The following is a 7,940-nucleotide window of genomic DNA, read 5'->3' as shown; positions in this document are numbered from 1 at the left end:
CTCTACGCGACGACCCGGCGGCGCGCCGCGAAGCCGCTCGACTCACCCGCCTAGCACCGCCCGGCGGAGCGCCGCGGGCGCCAGCGGCGGCGCGCCGGCTTCCGCCTTGTGCACGAGCTCGACGACCTTGCGGCTGACCGATGCGTCCATGCGCAGCCGCTCCGCCATCCGGATGATCTCGCCATTTAGATAATCGATTTCGGTCCTGCGCCCCGCGGCAAGGTCGTCGCTCATCGATGAGCGCGCCTTGGGATCGATCCTCCACAGGCGGAAGAACAGATTGTTGAACAGCCAGTCGGGCAGTTCCAGCGCCAGCACGAGCAAGTCGAACGGCAGCGGACCGACCTTGGTCGGCTCGATTTCCGCAGCTTCGAGGAGCCGAAGCCCCTCGCTGATCGAAGCGGCGAATACACGGCGGTAATCGCGCTTGCGAAGCTCGTCGGCGAGGCTCTTGCCGGACAGAGCGTTGACCGCATTGTTCATGTTGATGAGCAGCTTGCCCCAGGCGAGGCCAAGCATGTCGTCGGACAGCTCGAGCGCTGCGGGCCCGGGGCCGATGCGGTCCGCCAGCTCCTCCGCCGCATCGCGCCGCTCGGTCCACACCTGGCCCTGCACCCCCTTATGGAAGTGCCCGTCGCCGAGATAGACGACGTTGAAGCCGACCATGCCGCGGGCGATCTCGAACCGGCCGCGCAGCCCCTGCTCGAGCGCTTCGATGTTGCTGATCCCGTTCTGAAGGCTGATGACGGTTGCGCCGTCGCGTCCGTGCCTGTCGATCTCGGCGGCCGCTGCGGCAGTGTCGCCGCTCTTCACCGCGACGGCGATGATGTCCGCCTCGCCGAGCCCCTGCGCGTCGCTTCGATAGTCCACCGCGCCGGGCGGCAAATGCGCCTGCCAGCCGCTGTAATCTGTCAGTGTCAGCCCGTGCCGTCCAATGTCCCTGGAGAGCCTGTCCCGTCCGATGAGCGTGACCGGCAAGCCCGCCGCCTGCCACGCGCCGCCGACGAAGCAGCCGATCGATCCCGCGCCGAGAACGGCGACGCGCGGCCCCCCGTCCATCTCCTACCCCCGTCCGCGGTAGGGCTGCACTCCTTGATCGGGAAGCCACAGGCCTTCTGGCGGCGAACCGGATTGCCAGAAGACGTCGATCGGGATTCCGCCCCGTGGATACCAATAGCCGCCGATGCGCAGCCATGTCGGCTTCATTTCTTCGGTGAGCCGCTGCCCGATGCCGACGGTTACGTCCTCGTGGAAACCGCAATGGTTGCGGTAGCTGCCGAGGAAAAGTTTGAGGCTCTTGCTCTCCACGATCGTCGCCGCCGGCGCATAGTCGATCACGAGATGCGCGAAGTCGGGCTGGCCGGTCACCGGGCACAGCGCCGTGAACTCCGGCGCGGCGAAGCGCACCGCGTAAAGCGATCCGGCACGCGGGTTCGGCACATAATCGAGCACCGCCTCTTCGGGCGATGCCGGCAAGGTGCTCGCCTGACCGAGATGCCGCGTTTCCATTCCCGGAAACTAGCAGCATGGGCTTCGCGCGCCTATCCTCGGGCGATGGATTCGCTGGTCTCAAGCGAATGGCTCGCGCAGCATCTCGACAATCCCGACCTCGTCGTCGTGGATTCGAGCTGGCACATGCCCGCGTCGGGACGCAGCGGCCGCGAGGAATTTCTCGAGGCGCACATCCCCCGCGCACGCTTTTTCGACATCGACGCGCTTTCCGACGGCACGAACCCCGCTCCCCATATGCTACCCACCGCCGCCGATTTCGGCGCCGCGATGGAGCGGCTCGGGATCGGCCGCGATGACGGGATCGTCGTCTACGACAATTCGCCGCTCCGAACCGCCGCGCGCGGCTGGTTCATGCTGCGCCATTTCGGCGCGCGGCAGGTCGCGATCCTCGACGGCGGCTTTCAGAAATGGCTCGCCGAAGGCCGGCCGGTCGAAAGCAGCGAGCCCAGGCAGCGCAGAGCGACGTTCGCCGCCGAGCCGCGCGACGAAATCGTCACCAAGCAACAGCTGCTCGCCGGCGAGTTCCGCTCGCCGCTGCTCGATGCACGCGGCAAGGGCCGCTTCGAAGGGACCGACGCGGATCCCCGCCCGGGAGTTGAGCCCGGTCATATCCCCGGCGCGCGCAACCTCCCCTTCTCCGCGCTGTACAACGAGGACGGCACGTTCAGATCGAACGAGGAGCTGAGCCGCCTGTTCGCCGAGGCCGGCATCGATCCCGCGCAGCCGTTCGTCGCCAGCTGCGGCTCCGGCGTTACCGCAAACAGCCTGGTCTTCGCCGCGCACCTGCTCGGCAACGGTTCAACGCGTCTCTACGACGGAAGCTGGAGCGAGTGGGGCGCCGATCCGGCGACGCCGAAGGCGCTGGGGCCTGCCTAGGCGAGAATAATCCCGGCGATTTCGCTGAGCTCGCGGCGAATTTCGTCGACCAACGCCTGGCTCGCGGCCGCATTTGGCTCGCGTCCTTCCTGGCTTTCGACGAGCAATGCCTCGATTCCTGCCGCGGCGGAGCCGATCATGCGCTCGGAGCGGCGGTCGAACTGCTGCTGCCTCGCATCGCCGGCACCATCCCATCCAGCGGCAAGAGCCTCGTCGTCGCTTGGGTCCGACGCAGGGCCGCCGCCGAACGGCTCGACCAGCCGAAGGGCATGGCGAACGCTTGCCAGCCGCGACACGGCTTCGGCGTACGGAAGCGGCGATTCCTGAGTCGCGGGCGGTGCAAGCAGATGAAGCATGCCCCGGGGGTAAACCGGCGAGGCTAATGAAAGGTGAATCATCGTACCCCTGCGAAGGCAGGGGCCCAACCCGGCTTAAGCTCCGCTCTTCGCGTCGATGTCGCGCAGGATCCAGCCGCGCTGAGGGATGGTCTCGATGAACTCCGCCCCGCCGCTCGCATTGCGCAGCTTCTTGCGCAGCTTCGAGATGAACACGTCGATGATCTTGGGCTGCGGCTGGTCGTCGGCGCGGCGGTAGAGATGCTTGAGCAGCATCGCGCGGGTGACGACATTGTTGCGCGCGAACGCCAGCAGCTCGAGCACGCGATATTCCATCTCGGTGATTCCGATCGGGTGGCCGTCGATGCGGATCAGGCGCTGAACCTGGTCGACCGCAAGCCGCCCACCGCAAAGCGTCTCCGGCATCTCGGTGCCGCTCGCCTTGAGCGAGGCGAGCAGCCGCGAGGCGACTTCCTCGCTGTCTTCGGGCGAGGAGGCGCGCGGGCTTCCGATCAGCGCCTGCTGGATGTCGGCGAGCAGCTTGTGCGCTTCCTCGACCAGCCGCGTCCCTTCTTCGAAACGGCGGCGCGATCGGTCGAGCATGGATTCGATCTCGACCAGGCGTCCGGATAGATTCTGTTCGGCCATCTTAGGTTCTGCTCCCCCGCCCGGGCGTCACTGACCGGCTTGGGCGGTGGCAACCGCGGTGTTGGCCGCCGGCGCCTGCAGGATTTGCAGCGTCGTCGCGCCCTTGTCGACGATGCGCGTGTCCGGGTCCCACACGGTCGAGCGGATGCCGATCGGCGCTTCGCTGCGGCCCGCCTGGTCGAGCAGGCTCATTTCTGCCGGCGAGCGCGGCGCCGGGCCGCCGAACAAAGCGTCGATCGCCTGCTGCTGCGCTTCGCCCACCGACAGCCCCTGGGTCCCTGCAACTGGCGGTGCGAGGCTGAAGTCGGGCGGGATGATCAGCGGCGCGTTGCGCGCGACCATGAATTCGTCAGGCGCCTTGCGGCTCCCGGTGAGCGCCGCGCAGCCGCTCGTCGCCAAAGCGACGGCAGCCAGGACAGCGATGGAGGCTTTACGCATGTTCGATTGTCTCCCTGGGCTCTTGCCCTTCGCGATGATCCTTACGGGCGAGGAACGCGCGCAGCAACAGGATCACGACGCCGATGCTAATCGCCGCATCGCCCACATTGAATACCAAAAACGGGCGGAAGTCGCCGAAATGGAGGTCGGCGAAGTCGATCACATAGCCGAACCGCACCCGGTCGAGGATGTTGCCGAGCGCTCCGCCCAGCACCATCCCGAGCGCGATCTGGTCCAGCCGGTTCTTCTCGCGCCCGATCCACACCGCCACGGCGACGGCGATCGCGGTTGTCAGCGCGACCAGCATCCATCGGCCGACGGGATTGGTCGCGTTGAGCAGCCCGAGCGAGATGCCGTTGTTTTCGGTGTAGGTGAAGTTGAAGATCGGCAGCAGCACGAGCTGGTCACCGATCCGGTTGATTCCGAGGCGGTCGGTGACCACCCACTTCATCAGCTGGTCGAGCACGAACACCAGCAGCGCCACCGCGAAGCCGAGGCGGTACTTAACCACGAAGCACTTCCGCACACCGCGCATCCAGCGCGCCGTCCTCGATCACGCCCGGCAGATGCCGCCAGCAGCGCCCGCATTTGTGGTTGCTCGTCTTCGCCACCTTGATCTCATCGCCTTTGTGGACTGTCGAGGTGATGAACAGCTCGGCGAGCAGCTGGGGATCCTCGTCGCTCGGCACCCACACTTCCGCTTCCAGGCTCGACCCCAGCACCTTGTCGCGCCGAAGCGGCTCGATCGCTTCGGTCACCTGCGTCCTGAGCTCGCGAAGCTTGGCCCATTTCGCTTCGTCCGAATCGACCTGCGGCACTACCGGCCATTCGAGCAGGTGCACCGACCCCGCGTCGGGATAGCGCGTTCCCCACACTTCCTCCGTGGTGAAGACCAGCACCGGGGCGAGCCAGCGGACGAGCGCATGGAACAGGGTGTCGAGCACCGTGCGATAGGCCCGCCGCCGCTGCGACTGGGCACCGGTCAGCGCGTTGACGTCGCAATAAAGAACATCCTTGCGGATATCGAAATAGAAGGCGCTCAAATCGTTGTTGGCGAAGTCGGCGATCAGCCGAACGTAGCTGGTGAAGTCGAACAGTTCGGGATGATCCTCCGACCAATGCTCGTCGGGGTTGAAATCGGCGATGCGCCGCAGCTTCGCGTCGAGCCCGCCCGCGAGGTGGAGCATGTAGCGCTCGAGCTCCGGCATCGCCTCCGCCTCGACCTTCTCCTCCTCCTCCGTGAATTCGGCGAGCGCCCCGAGCAAATAGCGGAAGGTGTTGCGGAGCTTGCGATACTGGTCGGCGACGCCGCCGAGGATTTCCTTCCCGATCCGGTGGTCCTCGGTGAAATCGACCGACAGCGCCCACAGCCTGAGGATGTCGGCGCCATATTCCTTCATCAGGTCGAGCGGGTTGACCGTATTGCCCAGGCTCTTGGACATTTTCAGGCCCTTGGAGTCCATGGTGAAGCCGTGGGTCAGCACGGCATTGTAGGGCGCGCGCCCGCGGGTGCCGCAGCTTTCGAGAAGACTCGACTGGAACCAGCCGCGATGCTGGTCGGAGCCTTCGAGATAGAGGTCGGCCGGCCAGCGCTCCTCGGGCCATTCGCCGCTTTCGAGCACGAACGCGTGGGTGCAGCCGCTGTCGAACCACACGTCGAGAATGTCGCCGACCATCTCGTAATCGTCGGGGTTGCGGCCGGGCCCGAGAAAGTCGGCGGCATTCTCCGGTGACCAGGCGTCCACGCCGTGCTCGTTGACCGCCGCGACGATGCGCCGGTTGATGTCCTTGTCGACCAGCAGCTCGCCGCTCTTCTTGTCGACAAACAAGGCGATCGGAACGCCCCAGGCGCGCTGCCGGCTGATCACCCAGTCGGGGCGGCCCTCGACCATCGATCCAAGCCGGTTGCGCCCCTTGTCCGGGACGAAGCGGGTCTGCGCGATCGATTGCAGCGCGATCTCGCGCAGCGTGCGCTGTTGGTAGGCCGGGGGGGTGCCGCGCAATGCGCCGCCCTCATTCTCCCACCGGCTCTCGAAAAACCAGCGGCAGTTCCTCTCCTCGATCGGCTTGTCCATGGCGATGAACCATTGCGGGGTGCAGCGGTAGATGACCTTGGCCTTCGACCGCCACGAATGCGGGTAGCTGTGCTGGAAGTCCGCGCTCGCCGCGAGCAGCGCGCCCGCCTCGCGCAGGTCGGAGCAGATCGGCCCGTCGGGCGCGTTGAACTTGGCGTTGATGACCGACCCTTGCCCGCCGAGCCAGAGCCAGTCGGGCCGGTAGAAGCCGCCCGCATCGACCGCGAACACCGGGTCGATTCCGTTGGCGCGGCACAGCTCGAAATCTTCCTCGCCATGATCGGGCGCCATGTGGACGAGGCCGGTGCCCTGATCGGTGGTGACGAAGTCGCCGGGCAGGAAGGGGCGCGGCTTGGCGAAGAACCCGCCCAGCTTGTGCATCGGGTGGCGGGCGATTGTTCGGACTAGCTTCGTGCCGACGTACGTGCGCGATGCTGTGTGCCTGATTAGTGCGTCGTTATCGCTAATGTCAGGCGCAGTCGGATCATCCCGGTCGCTCAAGCCAGTTCGAGCGCGGAAAGCGTCCACCAGATCAAACGCAATTAGGTAATCTCGTCCGTCGTTCGCCTTGAATAGGTAATAGGTTATGCCCTGATTGTACGCGATCCCCTGATTGACCGGGATCGTCCAGGGCGTGGTCGTCCACACCACCGCGTGCGCGCCAATCAGCTCCGGGATCGGGCTCTCGACGATCTCGAACGCCACGTCGATCTGGGTCGAGACGATGTCCTCATATTCGATCTCGGCCTCGGCCAGCGCTGTCTTCTCGACCGGCGACCACATCACCGGCTTGGCGCCGCGGTAGAGCTGCTCGGTCTCGGCGAACTTGAACAGCTCGGCGACGATCGTGGCTTCGGCGAAGCTCGACATCGTCAGGTACGGCTTGTCCCAATTGGCGCTGACGCCGAGCCGCTTCAATTGCTCGCGCTGCACGTCGACCCAATGCTGGGCATAGGCGCGGCACTCGGCGCGGAACTCCTTGACCGGCACCTCGTCCTTGTTGAGCTTCTTCTTGCGGTACTGCTCCTCGACCTTCCATTCGATCGGAAGGCCGTGGCAATCCCATCCGGGCACGTAGGGCGCGTCGCGGCCGAGCAGGGTCTGGGTGCGCACGACCATGTCCTTGAGCGTGTGGTTCAAGGCGTGGCCGATGTGGATGTCGCCGTTGGCGTAGGGTGGGCCGTCGTGGAAGATGAACTTGGGCCGGCCGGCGCGGGCGCGACGGACCTCCGAATAGAGGTCGGCCTCCTCCCACCGCGCGAGGATCGCCGGCTCCTTCTGCGGCAGCCCGGCCTTCATCGGGAAGTCGGTGCGCGGAAGGAAGACCGTCGGTCTGTAATCGGGCTTGTCGGGAGGGTCGGCCATTTGCGGCGGCTCTAGCCGCCCCTTCGCGCTGTGCAAACCGTCATTGCAAGGCAGCGCAGCTGCCACGGCAATCCACAAGGAATAATGGATTCACACGAAGGCACGAAGAAGAAGTGAAGCCACGAAGACGAGGCGCCGTTCCTTCGCGCCTTCTCTCCTTCGTGCCTTCGTGTGAAAAGGATCTTTCCTGGATTGCTTCGCTGCGCTCGCAATGACGGTTAGTCGATGGCGAGCAGCCGCCGAGCCTGCGCCTCGTCGTTCCGCATCTCGGCGACCAGCGCGTCGACCCCGTCGAACTTCCGCTCCTCGCGGATGAAGGCGTGGAGCGCAACCTCGATGTTACGGCCGTAAAGGTCGCCCTCGAATCCGAACAGGTGCGCCTCGAGCAGCTCCTCCGGCGGCTGGAACGTCGGCCGCACACCGAGGCTTGCGACACCGGGATGCTCGCGCCCGTGGTTCAGCCTCACCCGCACCGCGTAGATGCCGTACCTCGGCCGCTGATAATCCCTGAGTGACAGGTTCGCCGTCGGGTAGCCGAGTTCCCGGCCGCGCGCATCGCCGCGCTCGACGACACCTTCGACGGCGTAGTCGCGGCTCAGCATTCGGGTCGCCGTGCCGGTGTCGCCGGCGACCAGCGCCTCGCGAACGCGCCCCGACGAGATGCGCTCGCCGTCGAGCACCACCTGCGGCA

The 7,940-nt window shown here is 66.1% G+C and carries 9 protein-coding genes; 1 reads left to right on the top strand and 8 read right to left on the bottom strand.

The features are described 5' to 3' along the window. Positions 1-42: 42 nt before the first annotated feature. Entirely contained in the window at positions 43-1,059 is a 1,017-nt protein-coding gene (locus tag GH737_RS11410) for a 2-dehydropantoate 2-reductase (RefSeq protein WP_155264938.1), read from the bottom strand. Positions 1,060-1,062: 3 nt separating this feature from the next. Further along, positions 1,063-1,509, bottom strand: coding sequence for a preQ(1) synthase (gene queF, locus GH737_RS11405; RefSeq protein ID WP_155264937.1), 447 nt, complete (start codon positions 1,507-1,509; stop codon positions 1,063-1,065). A gap of 45 nt (positions 1,510-1,554) precedes the next feature. Here queF and GH737_RS11400 point away from each other — a divergent pair, with 45 nt between their 5' ends. Continuing rightward, the gene (locus tag GH737_RS11400; protein ID WP_155264936.1) at positions 1,555-2,388 is read left to right on the top strand and encodes a sulfurtransferase; all 834 of its coding nucleotides are present in this window, start codon (positions 1,555-1,557) and stop codon (positions 2,386-2,388) included. On the opposite strand, the gene GH737_RS11395 is transcribed toward GH737_RS11400, so the two are convergent. The 6 genes from GH737_RS11395 to GH737_RS11370 all read right to left on the bottom strand — a co-directional run. Then, a complete protein-coding gene (locus GH737_RS11395; RefSeq protein ID WP_155264935.1) occupies positions 2,385-2,744 on the bottom strand; it encodes a hypothetical protein in 360 nt (119 codons plus the stop codon). The two genes, GH737_RS11400 and GH737_RS11395, sit on opposite strands and share 4 nt — an antisense overlap. A 75-nt stretch (positions 2,745-2,819) precedes the next feature. Continuing rightward, entirely contained in the window at positions 2,820-3,371 is a 552-nt protein-coding gene (locus GH737_RS11390; protein ID WP_155264934.1) for a winged helix-turn-helix domain-containing protein, read from the bottom strand. A 27-nt stretch (positions 3,372-3,398) separates the two neighbouring features. After that, complete coding sequence (locus GH737_RS11385; RefSeq protein WP_155264933.1) at positions 3,399-3,809, bottom strand: DUF3035 domain-containing protein; 411 nt, start codon at positions 3,807-3,809, stop codon at positions 3,399-3,401. Then, positions 3,802-4,320, bottom strand: coding sequence for a signal peptidase II (lspA, locus tag GH737_RS11380; protein WP_275401965.1), 519 nt, complete (start codon positions 4,318-4,320; stop codon positions 3,802-3,804). Before lspA ends, GH737_RS11385 begins: the two co-directional genes overlap by 8 nt. Beyond that, positions 4,313-7,249, bottom strand: coding sequence for an isoleucine--tRNA ligase (gene ileS / locus GH737_RS11375; RefSeq protein ID WP_155264931.1), 2,937 nt, complete (start codon positions 7,247-7,249; stop codon positions 4,313-4,315). The genes lspA and ileS overlap by 8 nt, the downstream gene beginning before the upstream one ends. 218 nt (positions 7,250-7,467) lie before the next feature. Next, a partial coding sequence (locus GH737_RS11370) for a riboflavin kinase (protein ID WP_275401964.1) occupies positions 7,468-7,940 on the bottom strand: 473 nt, incomplete at its 5' end.

The sequence above is a fragment of the Sphingomonas segetis genome (genome assembly GCF_009720245.1).
GTDB lineage: Bacteria > Pseudomonadota > Alphaproteobacteria > Sphingomonadales > Sphingomonadaceae > Sphingomicrobium > Sphingomicrobium segetis.
The sequence above is the reverse complement of the archived record's forward strand: the minus strand, read 5'-3'. Positions and strand labels throughout refer to the sequence as shown.